The 20028-nt window shown below is 42.5% G+C and carries 4 protein-coding genes; all 4 read left to right on the top strand.

What is annotated here, in order from left to right; translation table 11 throughout:
• A partial coding sequence (locus tag E5S67_RS26435) for a trifunctional serine/threonine-protein kinase/ATP-binding protein/sensor histidine kinase (RefSeq protein WP_172191611.1) occupies positions 1 to 4223 on the top strand: 4223 nt, incomplete at its 5' end.
• Between the two features lie 77 nt (positions 4224 to 4300).
• Positions 4301 to 9823, top strand: coding sequence for a trifunctional serine/threonine-protein kinase/ATP-binding protein/sensor histidine kinase (locus tag E5S67_RS26440; RefSeq protein ID WP_172191613.1), 5523 nt, complete (start codon positions 4301 to 4303; stop codon positions 9821 to 9823).
• 74 nt (positions 9824 to 9897) lie between these two features.
• Entirely contained in the window at positions 9898 to 15762 is a 5865-nt protein-coding gene (locus E5S67_RS26445) for an ATP-binding sensor histidine kinase (protein WP_172191615.1), read from the top strand.
• Between the two features lie 149 nt (positions 15763 to 15911).
• A partial coding sequence (locus E5S67_RS26450) for an ATP-binding protein (RefSeq protein ID WP_172191617.1) occupies positions 15912 to 20028 on the top strand: 4117 nt, incomplete at its 3' end.

Genomic DNA, 20028 nt, shown 5'->3' on the forward strand with positions numbered 1-20028 from the left:
CTCAATTAATCTCTCAAAAAACTCAAGGAAATCCGTTTTTCGCTACCCAGTTTCTCAAAGCATTACATCAAGATCGACTGATTCAATTCACCCCCCCAACCCACTCTTACCAAGGGGGGGCTACAGGGGGGTGGCAATGTGACATTGCACAAGTGAATCAGCAAGCAGTTACAGATGACGTTGTGGCATTTATGGGTTTTCAATTGCGAAAACTACCACCATCAACTCAACAAATATTGCAGTTAGCAGCTTGTATTGGCAATCAGTTCGATTTAGCAACTTTGGCAATTGTTTCAGAAAAATCAGAAATTGAAACCTCGGCGGATTTATGGAAAGCATTACAAGAAGGGTTGATTTTGCCGCTCAGCGATGTTTATAAGTTTTATCAGGGAGAAGAAAATGAGAGATTGGTAGTGTCAAATGAAAATACTACTAAACAAATAGCCAAGTATAGATTTTTACATGACCGAGTACAACAAGCAGCTTATTCCCTGATTCCCGATGAACAGAAAACAGCAACTCATCTCAAAATTGGACAATCACTTCAACAAAAATTATCCAAGTTAGAGCAAGAAGAAAAACTGTTTGATATTGTTGGGCATTTAAACCAAGGAATTGAGTTAATTACTCAACCGCAAGAACGAGAAGCCTTAGCTCAACTTAACTTAAAAGCGGGACAGAAAGCCAGAAATTCTACAGCATATAGTGCGGCAAGAGTTTATTTGCAAACAGGGATTGAAATACTGACAGCCAACTGCTGGCAAGATCAATATGAATTGACTCTGAATCTCTATGCTGCTGCTACCGAAGCTGCTTATTTGAATGCTGATTTTGATGGTATGGAAACAATAGCAGCACTGGTGTTACAAGAAGCTCAGACGATTTTAGACAAAATCAAAATTTACCAAATTCAAATTGTCGCCCAGACAGCCCAGAGCAAGATATTAGAAGCCATTGCAGTGGGAAGAGATGCACTCTTTCAATTAGGGGTTGAACTCCCCACTGCACCTGACGAAGCCAAAATTGCTAAAGCCCTACAAACCGTAGCTAGTCTTCAAGGTGATAGAGAGATTGAGGAATTAGTCGATCTACCTGTAATGAGCGATCGCCACACTCAGGCAGCTATGCAACTGTTAGGAATATTATTTTCACCGATTCTACAGGGAATGCCGGGATTAATGCCCATACTGAGCGCAACGATGGTGAGTTTATCAATCCAGTTTGGGAATACACCAGGATCGACGGTGGGGTATGCGATTCACAGTATGGTGTTATGTGCTTTTGTGGGAGAAGTGAAATCAGGGTATAACTTTGGGCGATTAGCAATCAACTTGGTTGACCAATTGAATGTCAGGGAATTCGAGTCTAAAGTTCTACTTCTGTTTGCGGCCTGGGTTCAACATCATCAGGAATCTCTAATGGCAACGATGGTGACGATGAAAGATGGCTATGCAACTGGCATGGAAACTGGTGATTTTCTCAACGCTGGCTACAACTCCTTCGATTACTTAAATGCCAAACTTTTTGCTGGGGTAGAACTGGACATTTGGGAACCAGAAATAGCAGCTTACAGAGCTGTATTAGTGCAGATAAAACAACATTCTGCCCAGACTTTTTTGGATATGATGCAGCAGACTGTGCAGAACTTGAGGGAAGGCTGTATTCTGTCGGATTGCTTAATTGGCAGTGCCTACGATGAAACGGTGATGCTTTCTAAGCACCATCAGGACAAGGATCTCACAGCGATCGCTCTTGCTTACACTTACAAACTGATGCTTGCCTACTACTATGGCAATTATCAGGCTGCCCTCGACTACATCACCCAAGTCAAGCCCAATTTGATGGCAATATCGGGATTGATTCATGTTCCCGTTTTTCATTTTTATGCCGCACTTACGTACCTGGTACTCTTTCCCACCCAGCCAGAAGCAAAGCAAGCCGAAATGCTTGCCCAAGCCAAAATTCATCAAACTATTCTGCATCAATGGGCGCAAAATGCTCCGATGAATCATCTGCATAAATGGTATTTAGTTGAGGCCCAAAAGTATCGGGTTTTAGGCAATAAAGCCGAAGCAATTGAACATTACGATCGCGCCATTTCAGGAGCCAAAGCCAATGAATACATCCAAGAAGAAGCACTGGCCAATGAACTCGCCGCCAAATTTTACCTCGACTGGGGTAAAGTACGCATTGCCCAGGAATACATAACGAACGCCTACTATGGCTATGCTCGTTGGGGCGCTAAAGGCAAAGTCGCCGACTTGGAAACACGCTATCCCCAACTGCTTGCTCCCATCCTCCAACAAACTCGTTCTCCTCTGTCCACTAACGAAACTATCTTTACATTGGGGAGTGTCACATCTACCAGTTCCGCCACTTCCAGTAGTAGTAGTGTCTCTGTAGCTTTAGATTTAACTGCAATTCTCAAAGCTTCCCAAACTCTCTCCAGTGAAATCGAACTGGAAAAACTGCTTTCATCGTTGCTTTCTATCGTCATCGAAAATGCGGGAGCAGATAAGTGTGTGTTAATGCTCTTGCGAGACGATCGCCTATCGATCGAAGGGTCAATTATCAATGGGACGGAGCCAGTTGTGTTGCAGCGCCTTCCCATTGAAGACAGTCAAGACATTCCCCTGAAGCTAATTTACAAAGTCAAGCGCAACAGGCAGACTACTATGTTGCTGGATGCGACGGCCGATCCGACTTTAGCCAATGACCCGTATATCATTCGTCAGCAGCCGTATAGTATCTTGTGCAGCCCGATTTTGCATCAAGGGAAGTTGTTGGGGATTTTATATCTAGAAAATAATTTAGCGAGGGGGGCATTTACAAGCGATCGCGTCGAACTGCTCAATTTACTCTGCGCTCAAGCGGCTATTTCTTTGGAAAATGCCCGACTTTATCAGCAGTCACAAACCTATTCCCAACAGCTAGAGCACTCGCTTGAAAACTTGAGTGCTAGTAACTCTCGCTTCCATAACCTGGTAGACAATGTGCCTGGGGTAGTTTATCAATATCGCATGAGTGCCGATGGGTTTATATCGTTGAGCTACATCAGTGCCGACTGTTACAGCTTACTAGAAATTACCCAAGAGCAAGCCATGTCCAATTGGCAGTTTTTCGACAATATGGTGCATCCAGATGATGCCGTGAGTTATCAACAGTCTCAAACTCAAGCCTTTCAAGCCATATCTCCATGGCAATGGTCAGGACGAATTATTACACCCTCTGGAATTATCAAGTGGATTCATGGGGAATCTCGAATCCAAAGACTTGCCGATGGGTCTATGGTTTGGGATGGATTATTGTTGGATATTAGCGATCGCAAACGTGCCGAAGCCGGCATTATCCAAAAATCTCAAGAATTAGAGCAAGCCTTACATGACTTGCAGCAAACCCAATTGCAAATGATTCAAAGCGAAAAAATGTCGGCATTGGGAAACTTAGTTGCTGGCGTTGCTCATGAAATTAATAACCCCGTCGGCTTCCTAACTGGCAATTTGAATGAAGCTAAATCCACCGTTCAAGACTTAGTGGAGCATCTCAATCTCTATCGATCTCGCGCCCTAGAAACAGAGATTGCCGACCATGCCGAAGATATTGATTTAGACTATATCATCGAAGATTTGCCTAAAATGATTGACTCGATGCAACTGGGATGCGATCGCATCAAAGGTATCAGCACTTCACTCCGCACGTTTTCTAGAGCTGACAAAGATTACAAAGTTCCTTTTAACATTCACTCTGGCATCGACAGCACGATCTTAATTCTCAAATATCGATTGAAAGCCAACGATGAGCGACCCGCCATTGAAGTAGTGAAAGACTACGGCAATATTCCCGAGATCGAATGCTTCCCCGGACAGCTTAACCAGGTGTTTATGAACATTTTTGCCAATGCGATCGATGCACTGGAAGAATCAAATACTGGTCGAAGTTTTGCAGAAATCAAGGCTAATCCCAACCGCATTACCATTCAAACCTCCTTAGTAGATAACCGCGTGAAAATTAGTATTACTGATAATGGTCGGGGGATGGATGAATCAGTCAAACAAAAAATATTTGACCATTTATTTACAACGAAAGCTGTCGGGAAAGGCACGGGTTTGGGACTGGCGATCGCGCGTCAAATCGTCGTCGAAAAACATAGGGGTTCCCTTCACGTCAACTCTATAATGGGAACAGAAACTGAATTGATCGTCACCTTACCCACTCACACCTAACAAAAAAGTTAAGACTCTCTCTTCTTCAGGCTCATTTAAGCAAGCACTAACTCATCAATTATCAAACAACAATAGCCATGAATAACTTTGACAAAAATAGCGACACTCCTACAAATGTTCAAATTCCCAACTATCAAATTATCTCCACAGTTTATTCAGGAAGTCGCACCTTGGTATATCGGGCTATCCGTACATCAGACCAATTACCTGTCGTCATCAAACTCCTGAAAAACGACTATCCCACCTTTAGCGAACTCGTGCAGTTTCGCAATCAATACACCATTGCCAAAAACCTTAATTCACCTTCGATCGTCCAAACCTATAGCCTGGAACCCTATGAAAATGGCTATGCGTTAGTGATGGAAGACTTTGGGGGGATTTCTCTTCAGGAATGGGCAGTCAAAGGGAAAAACAAATTCTCATTGAAAGAATTTTTAGAAGTCGCGAGATCCCTCTGCAATACCTTAGATATATTGTATCGGCATCGCATCATTCACAAAGACATTAAACCCAGCAATATCTTAATTAATCCCGCCACCAAACAAGTCAAATTAATCGACTTTAGTATTGCCTCTTTACTACCGCGAGAAACGCAAACACTAATCAATCCCAAGGTGTTAGAAGGAACACTAGCTTACATTTCCCCAGAACAAACTGGCAGAATGAATCGGGGGATTGACTATCGGACTGATTTTTATTCTCTAGGTGTTACCTTCTACGAATTACTGACAGGAGAGTTACCTTTTCAATCAAACGATCCGATGGAGTTGGTGCATTGTCATATTGCCAAAGCAGCGCCCTTAGTACATGAAATTAACCCACAAATCCCGCCTCTACTATCAAAAATAGTTAGTAAATTGATGGCAAAAGATCTCGAAGACCGCTATCAGAGTGCATTAGGAGTGAAGTTTGATTTAGAGAAATGTTTTACTCAAATTAAAGAAATTGGTCAAATTGAATCCTTAGAAATTGCTCAAAAAGATGTAAGCGATCGCTTCATCATCCCCGATAAACTTTATGGAAGAGAAACCGAGGTATCAACTCTACTACAAGCATTCGAGCGAATCGCTAATCCCTCTGAATTCCCCCTTGCTAAGGGGGGAAATAGAGGGGTAGAAATGATGCTAGTAGCTGGGTTTTCGGGAATTGGAAAAACAGCAGTCATCAAGGAAGTTCATAAACCGATTGTGCGGCAACGCGGTTATTTTATTAAAGGTAAATTCGATCAATTTCAACGGAAAATTCCCTTGAGTGCATTTGTGCAAGCATTCCGAGATTTAATTGGGCAATTGTTAACCGAAAGCGATGCACAGATTCAGCACTGGAAAAACCAAATATTATCAGCAGTTGGAGAAAATGGGCAGATATTTATTGAAGTCATACCCGAACTAGAAATAATTATCGGTCAACAACCACCTGTGATAGAGTTATCAGGAACTGCGACACAAAATAGATTTAATTTATTGTTTCAAAAATTCACCCAAATTTTTACCACCTTAGAACATCCATTAGTGATATTTTTAGATGATTTACAGTGGGCAGATTCGGCATCGCTGAAATTAATGCAGCTTTTAATGGCTGATACAGGTCATCTGTTATTAATAGGTGCATACCGCGATAACGAAGTCAATCCAGCACATCCATTAATGTTGACCTTGAGTGAGATTCAAAAAAGCCAAGCAACGATTAATACGATTAATTTAGCACCACTAAGCCCAAGAAAAGTAAATCAGTTAGTAGCTGACACCCTGAAATCGACCGAAAGTTTGACATGGCCTCTTTCTCAACTGATATTTCAGAAAACCAAAGGAAATCCATTTTTTGCTACGCAATTTCTCAAAGCCTTACATCAAGAGCGACTAATTCAATTTAACTATCCCTCTCTATCCCCCACCCCCCTTACCAAGGGAGGACAGAGGGGGGTACAAGGAGGCTGGGAATGTGACATTGTACAAGTAAATCAGCTTGCGGTTACAGATGATGTTGTTGTCTTTATGGCATTGCAATTAGGAAAGCTACCGCCTTCAACTCAACAGATATTGCAGTTAGCTGCTTGTATTGGCAATCAATTTGATTTAGCAACATTGGCAATTGTTTCGCAACAATCCCAAATTGAGACGGCTGCTGCTTTGTGGAAAGCATTACAAGAAGGGTTGATTTTACCAGTTGGTGATGTTTATAAGTTTTATGTCGGGCAAGAAAATCAAGCAGTTCCTCAACAAAGTTCTCAGAAGGTTATATACAATTTTTTACATGACCGAGTACAGCAAGCTGCTTATTCGCTGATTCCCGACGAGCAAAAACAACTGACCCACTTAAAAATTGGGCAATTGCTTTTAAGTGTAATGAGCAAGACAGAAAAAGAGGAAAAAATCTTTGAGATTGTCAATCAATTAAACAAAGGAGCCGATTTAATTCTCTCTGAAATAGAACGCGAGGAATTAGCAAAGCTAAATTTAGCTGCTGCACAAAAAGCCAAATCTGCAACCGCTTACATCGCAGCAATTGAATACACCACTAAAGGCATACAACTTCTCACAGGAAGTTGTTGGCAACAATACTATGATATAACCTTGGCACTACATGATTTAGCCGCAGAAGTAGCTTGTCTAAGCGGTGAGTTTAGACAAATGGAACAGATAGTCGAGCGGGTAGTACAAAATGCTCGTCAATTACTAGACAAAGTTAAGGTCTATGAAGTAACAATTTTAGCTGACGTAGCCCAGAGCCAACAGCCCAAAGCTATTAAAACCGCTCTTTCTGCTTTGAAATTATTTGGAATATCGTTTCCAGAGCAGCCCACTGACGCAGAGATCAATCAAAGTTTGCAACAGGCTCAAGATGTATTAAAAGGAAAAGATTTAGAAGATTTGTTGGCACTACCTGAGATGGTTGACCTTCAAGCTCTGGCAGTGATGCGAATTTTAGGAACCGTGACAGCAGCAGTCTATCAAGCGATTCCAAAACTACTGCCGTTAATCGTCTGCAAGCAAGTTAGCTTATCAGTTGAATATGGTAATGCTGCTGTATCAGCGCAGGCTTATGCTTGGTATGGAGTAATTTTGTGCGATCTTGGGGAAATAGATTTAGGTAATCGCGTTGGTCAACTGGCAATGGAACTACTATCACGCTTTGAGAGTAGAGAATTTAAAGCCAGCACTATTAACATGGTTTATCCGTTTGTAAAGCCTTGGAAATATCATATTCAAGATTCACTTGCTCCTTTACTGGACGGATACCACAGCGGTCTAGAGATGGGTACTTTAGAATATGCTGCTTACTGTGCCTACAATTACTGCTCGCTGTCCTTTTTTCTAGGAAAAAATTTGTCAATCCTAGAACTAGAGATGAAGGTTTACAATCAGGCATTAGCTCAACTCAAACAGGAAGTCGCTCATAACTATCTTAGAGTCTTTTATCAATCCGTCTTAAATTTGCTCGGTCAGAGCAAGTGTCCTTGGGAAATTCAAGGTGTAATCTATGACGAACACATCATGTTGCCCTTGCATCAGAAAGCTAACGATCTTTACGCAATGGGAACACTATATATCAATAAATTAATTCTTTGTTACTTGTTTAATGAGTGGGATCAAGCAATTAAAGTGGCAGTTGATGCCAAACAATATTTGAGCGGAATATCCGGCTGTTTTAAGGTTCCGGTGTTTCACTTTTACGATTCATTAACCCATCTTGCTATATTACCCAACGCTCAAAGTAGAGAATGCGATGGCTTCGGCGGCTTTCGCCAATCCCTTCCCCAGGAAGTTATTAGCAACCAGAAAAAACTCAAACAATGGGCACACCATGCACCCACAAACCATTTACACAAATTTTATTTGGTGGAAGCAGAACAGTATCGGGTGTTGGGGCAGATGTATGAAGCAATGGATTACTACGATCGCGCTATAGCCTCTGCAAAAGAAAACGCATTTATCCAAGAAGAAGCACTAGCGAATGAACTTGCTGCCAAATTTTACCTCAATGGGGGGAAAGAAAAACTCGCCCAAGCATATATGCAAGAAGCATATTACTGCTACGCGCGTTGGGGTGCGAAAGCCAAAGTTGCTGACCTTGAAAAACGCTATCCCCAACTGCTTGCTCCCATTCTCCAGCAAACCCGTTCTCCCCTGTCAGCTAACGAAACTATCTTCACATTGGGGAGTGTTACTTCTACCAATTACCCGACTTCCCACAGTAGCAGTGCCTCTGAAACTCTAGATTTAGCTGCCATTCTTAAAGCTTCTCAAACTATCTCCGGCGAAATTGAATTTGAAAAACTGCTTTCATCGTTGCTTTCTATTGTCATCGAAAATGCGGGGGCTGATAAATGTTGGTTCATGCTCTTGCAAGACGATCGTCTACTGATCGAAGGGTCAATTACTGAGGGGTCAAAGCCAGTCGTATTCCAGCACATTCTGGTTGATGATAGCCACGACATTCCTCTGAGGCTGATTTACAAAGTCAAGCACAACAAGCAGACTGTTGTGCTGTTTGATGCCACGATCGATCCGACTTTGGCCAATGACCCTTATATTATTCGTCAGCAGCCTCAGAGTATCTTGTGCAGCCCGATTTTGCATCAAGGGAAATTGCTGGGCATTTTATATCTAGAAAATAATTTAGCGCCGGGGGCATTTACAAGCGATCGCGTCGAACTCCTCAACCTACTTTGCGCTCAAGCTGCTATCTCCCTAGAAAATGCCCGACTTTATCAGCAGTCACAAACCTCTGCTCAACAGCTAGAGCAAGCCTTGCATGATTTGCAGCAAACTCAATTGCAAATGATTCAAAGCGAAAAGATGTCGGCTTTGGGTAACTTAGTTGCTGGCGTTGCTCATGAAATTAATAACCCTGTCGGCTTTATTTACGGCAATTTGAATGAAGCTAAATCCACAGTTAAAGACTTAATGGAGCATCTCAATCTCTATCGCGAGCGCGCCCTAGAAACAGAGATTGCCGACCATGCCGAAGATATCGATTTAGACTATATCATCGAAGATTTACCCAACATCATTGACTCGATGCAATTGGGCTGCGATCGCATCAAAGATATCAGCACTTCACTCCGCACCTTTTCTCGCGCTGACAAAGACTACAAAGTTCCTTTTAATATCCACTCAGGTCTCGACAGCACAATCTTAATTCTCAAATATCGATTGAAAGCCAACGATCGGCGACCCGCAATCGTTGTAGTGAAAGACTACGGCAATATTCCCGAGATCGAATGCTTCCCCGGACAGCTAAACCAGGTGTTTATGAACATTATGGCCAATGCGATCGATGCCTTAGATGAGTCAAATATTGGGCGGACTTTTACCCAAATCAAGGCTAACCCTAATCGGATTAAAATTATAACCTCCGCGGACAATCAAGAGGTAAAAATCACCATTGCTGATAATGGTCAAGGGATGAGTGAATCAGTCAAACAAAAGATTTTTGACCAATTATTTACAACAAAAGCTGTAGGGAAAGGCACGGGGTTAGGATTGGCGATCGCTCAACAAATCGTTACAGAAAAACATGGCGGTTCCATCCACGTTCACTCGATACTAGAAGAAGGAACTGAATTTATCATCACTTTACCTATCAAGGCAGAATAAACCCGTTAATTTTACCTAGCATCCAGAGTCATTTAACCCATGACTCACCAATCAATTTTCCAATAAAAACGGCCATGAATAACTCTCTCCCAAACACCAACTCTACCACAACCGTTCAAATTCCTAACTATCAAATTCTTGAAACCGTTTATTCAGGAAGTCGGACTTTAGTATATCGAGCTATCCGTACATCAGACCAATTACCTGCGATCGTTAAACTCCTAAAAAACAACTATCCCACCTTTAGCGAACTGGTACAGTTTCGCAATCAATACACGATTGCTAAAAATCTTAATTCACCTCTGATTATTCAAACTTATAGCCTAGAAGTCTACCAAAAGGGCTATGTGTTAGTCATGGAAGATTTTGGTGGGATTTCTCTTCAAGAATGGGCACTGAAAGAAAAAAATCGACTCTCTTTGAGGGAGTTTTTACAAATCGCGATCGCCCTCTGCAATACCTTAGATATACTGTATCGCGAGCGCATCATTCATAAAGACATCAAACCCAGTAATATTCTCATCAATCCGGAAACGAAAGAAATCAAATTAATTGACTTTAGTATCTCATCATTGCTACCCAGAGAAACACAAACACTACTCAATCCCAATGTGTTAGAAGGGACACTGGCTTATATTTCTCCAGAACAAACAGGTCGAATGAATCGGGGAATTGACTATCGGACTGACTTTTATTCTTTAGGAATCACTTTCTACGAATTACTCACCGGAGAATTACCTTTTGACTCCAACGATCCAATGGAAATCGTCCATTGTCATATTGCCAAAGCATCGCCATTAGTTCATGAAATTAATTCAAGAATTCCTCCTATTCTCTCAGAAATTGTTAATAAGTTGATTGCCAAAAATGCTGAAAATAGATATCAAAGTGCATTAGGACTAAAATATGATTTAGAAAATTGTTTAACTCAAATTCAAGAAAGCGGTCAGATTGAATACTTTGAAATTGGGCGACGGGATCTGTGCGATCGCTTTCTCATCCCCGACAAACTTTATGGACGAGAAGCGGAAATAGAAACCCTACTCCAAGCATTTGGACGAGTCGCCAATGGCGCATCTGAGCTAATGCTAGTAACTGGCTTTTCGGGGATTGGCAAAACAGCAATTGTCAATGAAGTGCATAAGCCCATCGTGCGCTCGAAAGGCTACTTCATCAAAGGCAAATACGATCAGTTTCAACGCAATATCCCGTTTTCGGGATTAGTACAAGCATTCCGCGATCTGATGGGGCAACTGCTGAGTGAAAGCGATGCTCAGTTAGAACAGTGGAAAGCCAAAATTTTGTCTGCTTTGGGTGAAAATGGGCAAGTCTTGATCGATGTAATTCCCGAACTAGAAGAAATTATTGGCAAACAACCATCTGCGATCGAACTTGCTGCTAGTGCGGCACAGAATCGCTTCAATCTACTGTTTGTAAAATTCATTAAAGTTTTTGCCACGCCAGAGCATCCACTGGTGATGTTTTTGGACGATTTACAGTGGGCAGATTCAGCATCCCTCAGTTTGATGAAGTTGTTGATGAGTCAAGCAGAGGGGGGCTATCTATTCATTATTGGTGCTTACCGCGATAACGAAGTTTTTCCAGCCCATCCGCTGATGCTGGCGTTGGAGGAAATCGAAAAAACAAAGGCAATTGTCAACACGATCGCGCTGACTCCGTTAAGTCAATCTGACGTGAATCTTATGATTGCAGACACTTTTAGTTGTGCGATCGAACTGGCACTGCCTTTAACAGAGTTAGTCTATCAAAAAGCCAAGGGCAATCCGTTTTTTACGACGCAGTTTTTGAAGGCGTTGTATGAGGATGGGCTGATTACATTTGACTGGGAGATAAGTTCCTGGCAGTGTGATGTAGCGCAGGTGCGATCGCTAGCACTCACCGATGATGTAGTGGAATTCATGGCAGTACAGCTACAAAAGTTACCGACCGCAACGCAAAACATTTTAAAGCTAGCCGCTTGCATTGGCAACCAGTTTGATTTAGCAACACTAGCAATTGTTTCCGAACAATCGGAAATAGAAACAGCGACAGTGTTGTGGAAAGCCTTGCAAGAAGGACTAATTTTACCCCAGAGCGAAATCTACAAGTTTTATCAAAACTTAGAACTCGACACTCAACATTCAACCCCCAACACCCAACAATGTTACTATAAGTTTTTACACGATCGGATTCAGCAAGCAGCATACTGTTTGATTCCCGAACAGCAAAAGCAGATGACTCACTTAAAAATTGGTCGTCTCTTATTAGAAAATACCGCCTCTGAAAATCTCGAAGAGAATATTTTTACCATCCTCAATCAGATTAATTATGGGGTGAAGTTACTGCAAGAAGAATCTGAACGGGAATTGATTGCTCGACTAAACTTAAAGGCAGGTGAAAAAGCCAAAGTTGCTACTGCTTATGAAGCAGCACTCAAGTATTTAAATACAGGTAAGACGCTGTTATCGAGTGAGAGTTGGGAAACTAACTACGCACTGACACATCATCTCTATACAAGTATTTCGGAAGCTGAATATCTCAATGGCAACTACAAGCAAGCGGAAGAATTGATTGATATTACCCTCAAAAAATCAGCTTCAATCTTAGACCGCGTACCCGTATATCGCATTCAATTACAGTTGTATAATGTACAATGTATGTATAATGAAGTGTTTGATGTTGGGCTATTCTGTTTGCAAGAACTGAACGTCAATTTAGAACCAAATCCACCCCAAAAGCAGGAACTTCAAGTTGAGAAGTTAATCAATCTTCCTCTGATGACCGATCCATATAAAGAAGCAGCAATGGAAGTCTTGATGGCCTTAACTGGTCCAGGTTACGTGCAACGACCCCAATTACTAATCGAAATTATTAACACCTTTCTTCATCTCTCGATTCGCTACGGTAATTCCAAGTATTCACCTTATGGTTATTCTCTTTATGGGATGCTCCTTTGTGCGACAATGGAAGATATCGAGCAGGGCTATCAATTGGGTCAGATGTCAGTAGATATATTAGAAGAAGTCGGTGCTCAACTATGCAGTGCGAAGGTTTTGAACATATTTGGCAACTGCATCCGACACTGGAAAAAACCTGCGCGAGAGAATATAGATTTAGCAATTGGCGTGCAGGGATTTTCTAGTGGCTTAGAAACTGGAGATATAGAGAATGGGGGATATTCAATTATTCATTATTGCGTGAGTCTGTTGTTTCTGGGGGTGCATTTGCCAGAACTAGAGAAGAAAGTTGATGATTATTTACAAATCCTCACCCAACTCCAGCATCAATATGCGACAACGATTCTTCAGATCGGTCGCCTGACTATTTTGAACTTGCAGGAAAATGACTTTAGTAAATTTGAATTGCCTGAATATTTTCAAGAGTCTGAACAATTAGAGTCTGACCTGATTGCCAATAAAAGTTTTACTCCTCTCTTTCTTTTGTCTGTCCTTAGAGGTTTGTTTTCGTACTCGATCGGTAAATATGAAGCAGCAATTAATTACCTGAAACTAGCAGGCTCTTATCTTGCCAATGCACCGGGATTACTTGCTGTCAGCGAACATAACTTTTACTATTCACTTTCTTTGCTAGCTCAATATCCGGAATTGGAGGAAAGTCAACAAATTGAATGCTTGAAAATAGTAGATGCTAACCAGCAGCTCAGAAAAATTTGGGTTAATCATGCCCCTGAAAATTTTTTACATCAATATGAGCTAGTAGAAGCAGAAAAAGCTAGAAATTTTAGTCAAACTTGGCAAGTGGCTGAGTCTTACGATCGCGCTATTGCTGGAGCCAAAACCAACGGCTATATCCAAGTAGAAGCACTCAGCAATGAGCTAGCAGCAAAATTCTACCTCGACTGGAACAAAGAAAAAGTTGCCGCAGCTTATATGCAGGAAGCCTACTATTGCTACGCTCGTTGGGGAGCGACCGCCAAAATTATTGACTTAGAAAAACGCTATCCCCAACTGCTTGCTCCCATATTACAGCAAACCCGTTCTACCTTCTCCACGAATGAAACTATTTTTAGATTGTGGAGTGTCTCATCCACCAGTTCCGCTACTTCCAGCAGTAGCAATATCTCTGTGGCTTTAGATTTAGCTGCCATTCTGAAAGCTTCTCAAACTCTTTCTGGCGAAATCGAATTGGAAAAACTGCTTTCATCGTTGCTGCATATCGTTATTGAAAATGCGGGAGCCGATAAGTGTGTATTAATGCTGAAGGAGTCAAATAATTTACTGATTCTAGCATTAGCAAGGCTAAGCTTAGATAACAATGAGAATGCTAAAGTTGATTTTTCTTCAATGCTGACTAATCCACAGCCTGTTGAAGAGTCACAGAATGTACCAATTGGCTTAATTAATACTGTCAAACGCAGCTTAAAACCGGCGGTGATTTTTAATGCCACCGTGTATCCGCAATTAATTAATGACTCTTACATTCAGCAACACAAACCTAAGAGTATTTTGTGCAGCCCGATTTTGCATCAAGGCAAGTTAATCGGCATTTTATATCTAGAAAATAACTTAGTCACTGGAGCTTTTACTAGCGATCGCGTCGAACTGCTCAATCTGTTATGCGCTCAAGCGGCAATTTCCCTGGAAAATGCCCGACTTTACGAGCAGTCACAAACCTATGCCCAACAGCTAGAGCAGTCATTCGCTAAATTGAGTGAGAGTAACTCTCGCTTTGAGAAACTTGTAGATAATGTTCCTGGTGTTGTTTATCAAGCCTGCTGGACTCTCGATCGAAGCAGATATCTGACCTACATCAGTGCTGAGTGTTACGACTTGTTGGAAACCACGCCAGAACAGGCGATCGCCAATGTGCACTTTTTCACGGAGATGGTACATCCAAATGATGCTGCCAGTTACGAGCAGTCGCTTCTCGACTCAATACAAACATTGACTCCTTTGGAGTGGTCAGGACGAATTATTACACCATCAGGGATTGTCAAATGGATTCACGCTGAAGCTCGAGTTGAACAACACGCGGATGGAACTGTGGTTTGGGATGGATTATTGTTGGATATTAGCGATCGCAAACGTGCCGAAGCCGGCATTATCCAAAAATCTCAAGAATTAGAACAAGCCTTACATGACTTGCAGCAAACCCAATTGCAAATGATTCAAAGCGAAAAGATGTCAGCATTGGGAAACTTAGTTGCTGGCGTTGCCCATGAGATTAATAACCCCATAGGCTTTATTTCCGGCAATTTATATGAAGCCAAATCCACCGTTCAAGACTTAACAGAACATCTAGATTTGTATCGCAGCAAAACATCTGCTGCCAACATTGCCGATCATGCAGTCGAGATTGATTTAGACTATATCATCGAAGACTTGCCCAAAATGATGGATTCCATGCAATTGGGCTGCGATCGCATCAAAGGTATCAGCACGACGCTCCGCACGTTTTCTAGAGCTGACAAAGACTACAAAGTTGCTTTTAACATCCACGAGGGCATCGATAGCACGATTTTAATTCTTAAATATCGATTGAAAGCTTCGGATGAGCGGCCTGCCATTGAAGTAGTGACAGACTACGGCAATATTCCGGCGATTGAATGTTTCCCCGGACAACTTAACCAGGTATTTATTAACATTCTCGCCAATGCGATCGATGCGTTGGATGAATCAAATACTGGTCGAAGTTTTGCAGAAATCAAGGCTAATCCCAACCGCATTACCATTCAAACCTCCTTAGTTGATAACCGCGTGAAAATTATTATTGCTGATAACGGTTGGGGGATGAATGAATCAGTCAAACAAAAAATATTCGATCACTTATTTACTACGAAAGCAGTGGGGAAAGGGACAGGTTTGGGATTGGCGATCGCTCGTCAAATTGTGGTTGAGAAACACGGCGGTACAATCGAGGTAAATTCTGTATTGGGAGAAGGAACGGAGTTTACAATTTTGTTGCCAGTGAAAGGATAAGACTATCTTGATAGATAATTTTTTAAAAATAAAAAATAAGAGCGGTAGAGTCGGTCTGTTGGGGATCTCGTAGTTCTATTTTCCTCAGACCCGACAAATAAAATGTATAATTAGTTACAATAGTCAATGTCTGAGAAGGAGTAATCCAGATGAGTGCAGCAGTGGATTTGACAAACACAATTTCAGGATATCATCTGGGTGAGCAATTATACTGCGGTTCGAGAACCCTAGTTTATCGAGCCATTCGAGAAACAGATCGGCTTCCGGTTGTGATTAAACTATTAAATCGAGACTATCCCAGCTTCAGCGAACTGCTGCAATTCCGCAACCAATATACGATCGCCAAAAACCTACGTCTGCCTGGAGTCGTTGAACCCTACAATTTGGAGTCCTATCGCCACAGCTATGCTATAGTAATGGAGGATTTTGGCGGCATTTCTCTGCGCGACTACGCCCAAGAGCGCTCGCTGACTCTGGCAGAAATCTTAGAAATTGCCATTCAAATAACTGACATTCTCAATGAACTGTATCGGCATCGAGTTATCCACAAAGATATTAAGCCAGCGAACGTGCTAATACATCCGGAAACTAAACAAGTCAAACTGATTGACTTTAGCATCGCCTCCCTACTGCCGAGAGAAACTCAAGAAATTCACAATCCCAACGTTTTAGAAGGAACCCTAGCCTATATTTCTCCCGAACAAACCGGAAGAATGAACCGAGGCATCGACTACCGCACCGACTTTTATTCTCTGGGGGCCACCTTTTACGAACTGCTGACAGGAAAACTGCCATTTGAATGCGACGACCCGATGGAGTTGATTCACTGCCATATTGCCAAACAACCTCCTTCAATAAACAGCAAAGAAATTCCGCAGGTGCTTTCAGATATGGTGATGAAGCTGATGGCAAAGAATGCCGAAAAGCGCTATCAAAGTGCCTTGGGATTGAAACATGACTTAGAAAGGTGTTGGCAGCAGCACCAAGAAACTGGAAACATTGAAAGTTTTGAGTTGGGAACGCGGGATGTATGCGATCGCTTCCTGATTCCTGAAAAGCTTTATGGTCGAGAAACCGAAGTACAAACCCTGTTGAATGCCTTCGATCGCGTGGCAAATGGCACATCAGAATTAATGCTGGTCGCTGGGTTTTCCGGGATTGGAAAAACGGCTGTAGTCAACGAGGTACATAAACCGATCGTCCGGCAGCGCGGCTATTTCATCAAAGGCAAATTCGACCAATTTAACCGCAATATTCCCTTCTCGGCATTTGTCCAGGCATTTCGCGATTTTATGGCACAATTACTCAGTGAAAGTGATGCCAAAGTCAAAGAATGGAAAACTCAAATTCTCGAAGCGCTCGGTGACAACGGACAAGTCATTATTGAAGTCATTCCCGAACTCGAACGAATTATTGGATCGCAACCTCCAGCCCCAGAATTATCAGGGATAGCTGCTCAAAATCTCTTTAATTTGCTCTTCCACAAATTCATTGCTGTCTTCACCACAAAAGAGCATCCCTTGGTGATATTTTTGGATGACTTACAATGGGCGGATTCGGCATCGCTGAAGTTAATGCAATTGCTCGTCAATGAGTCGCAATTGGGTTTTCTTTTGCTGCTGGGAGCCTATAGGGATAATGAAGTATCACCAGGCCATCCCCTGATGTTGACCCTCGATGAAGTGAGGAAGGCAGAAACCACACTCAACACTATTACATTAGCACCGCTGGGCCAAATCAGTTTGAATCAATTGGTAGCGGATATGCTAGTTTGTTATCCTAATTTGGCACAACCGCTGACAGAATTGGTCTATCAAAAAACTCAAGGAAACCCATTTTTTGCGACGCAGTTTCTCAAAGCATTGCATCAGGATAAATTGATTAGTTTTGATATCCAATTAGGACATTGGCAGTGCGATATTAGCAAAGTGAGAGAGGCAGCGCTCACTGATGATGTGGTGCTATTTATGGCGCAGCAGTTGCAAAAAATGCCAGCAACAACTCAGTCAGTTTTAAAATTAGCCGCTTGCATTGGCAACCAGTTCGAGCTGGCAACATTGGCAATTGTTTCAGAGAGTTCGGAGGCGGAAACCGCAACCGCATTGTGGAAAGCTTTACAGGAAGAACTGATTATTCCCCAAAGTGAAGTTTATAAATTTTATGTAGGCGCAGAACAGGCGATTTCTGAAGCGACTTCTCAAACAGTTTCCTATAGATTCTTGCACGATCGCGTCCAACAAGCGGCCTATTCTTTGATTCCGGAAGCAGAACGCGCGATCGCTCATTATCAAATCGGGCAATTACTCCTGCAACAAATTTCAGCAGAAGCCAGAGAAGAACGCATTTTTGAATTAGTCAATCAGTTAAATTATGGAACCACACTTGTTGTTGAACAAACCGAACGAGACGACTTAGGCAAACTCAACCTCACAGCTTGCCGCAAAGCCAGAGCCGCCACCGCTTATCAAGCCGCACGCGAGTATGCCACAGTCGGACTGACATTATTAGGATTTGAAGCTTGGCAGCGACAATATGAAATGACGTTATCCCTGCACGAATTAGCTGCCGAGATTGCCTGGTTGTGTGGTGATTTTGAGGGAATGGAGCGAAGGATTGAAGCGACGCTGCACCATGCTAAAACTCCCTTAGATCGGATGCAAATCTATCAAATAAAAATTCAGTCATTGAACTCCCGCAATGAATTTTTAGCGGCACTCTCGACAGGTAAATCTGTCCTTCAATTGCTAGAAGTCAGCCTGCCTGATAGCCCAACGACCGAGGATATTCAGCAGGCGAGACAGGAAATCAACGCATCACTCGGCGATCGCTCGATTGAGGAGTTGATTCATCTGCCGAAGATGAGGGATGCTCAAAAGCTTGCCATTATGCAGATTGCTGATAGCATTCTGCCTTCGTGTTACCTGACAGGTTCGCCGCTTTATCCCTTAGTAGTTGCACTACAGGTCAAGCTTTCAATTCAATTTGGTAATAGTCTCTTTTCTCCCATTAGCTATGTTAGCTACGCATTCCTACTCAATATGCTGTGGCAAGAGATAACACAGGTGCAGCAGTTTGGGCAATTAGCTTATCGCCTGGCATCAGAGCCAGAGGCTAAAAATATCCGAGCTGCAACTTTTAATGTATTTGCGGGATACGTTCATCACTGCGTCGCTCATGTGAGAGAAACGCTACCGATTTTTCAGGATGGCTATCAAGCGGGATTGGAAACGGGCGATCTGGAATTCATTGTCTACACTGTACAAATGTTTTCCTTGAATTCCTTGTGGTCAGGGAAACCGCTCAACGAACTCGAACCCCAAATTCGCGCCTACCACCAGCATTTGCGCGACCTCAACATCATCACTACAGCCAAGCATTATTTAATTTACTGGGAAACAGCTCTGATCCTTCTGGGGCGCTCGGAGGATGAGGTTCCTTTACGCAAAGATTCTTATGAGGAAGAATTGGTTTCTCAGGTGCAAGCATCCAACGATATGTTTCGGTTGTGTATCTTTTACCACCACAGATTCGTATTGAACTTCTGGCTGGGAGACATTGTTAAGGCACAAAAGGATGCGGATCGAGCCAGACAACACCTGACAAGATGTATGGGAACAATTCTCGAACCTGTCTTTTACTTCTACGATTCTCTAACGGTGCTTGCCATACAGCCTGAATCAACTGCACAGTCGGACGATCGACTGCATCAAGTGCAAGAAAATCAAGGTAAGTTACAGCAATGGGCCTCTCATGCCCCGATGAATCACTTGCACAAGTGGCAACTGGTGGAAGCCGAACGTTACCGCGTTCTCGATCGATACAAAGAGGCAATTGAGTGCTACGACCTTGCAGTTAAAGGAGCCAAAGAAAACGAATATCTCCAAGAAGAAGCGTTAGCCAACGAATTAGCTGCCAAGTTCTACTGGGAATGGGGCAAAGAAAAAGTCGCCGCCAGCTATATGCAGGAGGCATATTACTGTTATGCCCGTTGGGGTGCACTCGCCAAGGTTCAAGACTTAGAAAAAAGGTTTCCGCAATTACTTCATCCCATTCTGAATCAGCCCAAACTTCGCTTTAATCCTCTAGAGACGCTAGCAACCATTACCCACTCTTCGCAGACTTCCAGCACCAGCAGCACGAGTATTTCCGAGGCCCTTGATTTCGCCTCTATTGTACAAGCTGCTCAAGCTTTATCCAGTAAAATTCAGCTTGATGAATTGTTCGGTAGCCTCAACCAAATTATTTTAAAAACTTCAGGGGCAGAAA

This window comes from Microcoleus asticus IPMA8, from assembly GCF_013179805.1.
Taxonomy (GTDB): Bacteria; Cyanobacteriota; Cyanobacteriia; order Cyanobacteriales; family Microcoleaceae; genus Microcoleus; species Microcoleus asticus.